Below are 282 nucleotides of genomic sequence, written 5' to 3'. Positions count from 1 at the left end.
CTACCACGAGCGCAACGAGCGCTACATCCCGATCAAGTTCAGCGTGCGTGGGCGTGATCTGGGCGGCACGGTGGAAGAAGCGCAGGAGCGCATCGCCAAGCATGTGAAGCTGCCCGAAGGCTATCGCATCCAGTGGGCCGGCGAGTTTGAAGATCTGGAACTGGCCAAGAAACGCCTGGAGTTTGCCGTGCCCGTCAGCATGATGCTGATCCTGGTGCTGCTCTATGGCCTGTTCAACTCGGCGCGCGACAGCCTGATGGCACTGGCCGGTATTCCATTCGC

The 282-nt window shown here is 61.0% G+C and carries 1 protein-coding gene; it reads left to right on the top strand.

Translation table 11 applies throughout. The features are described 5' to 3' along the window. A partial coding sequence (locus RVY79_RS19130) for an efflux RND transporter permease subunit (RefSeq protein WP_317466135.1) occupies positions 1-282 on the top strand: 282 nt, incomplete at both ends.

This window comes from Chromohalobacter sp. HP20-39, assembly GCF_033052815.1.
Lineage (GTDB): Bacteria > Pseudomonadota > Gammaproteobacteria > Pseudomonadales > Halomonadaceae > Chromohalobacter.
Note: the sequence above shows the minus strand (reverse complement) of the source record. Positions and strands in the feature narration are given on the sequence as shown.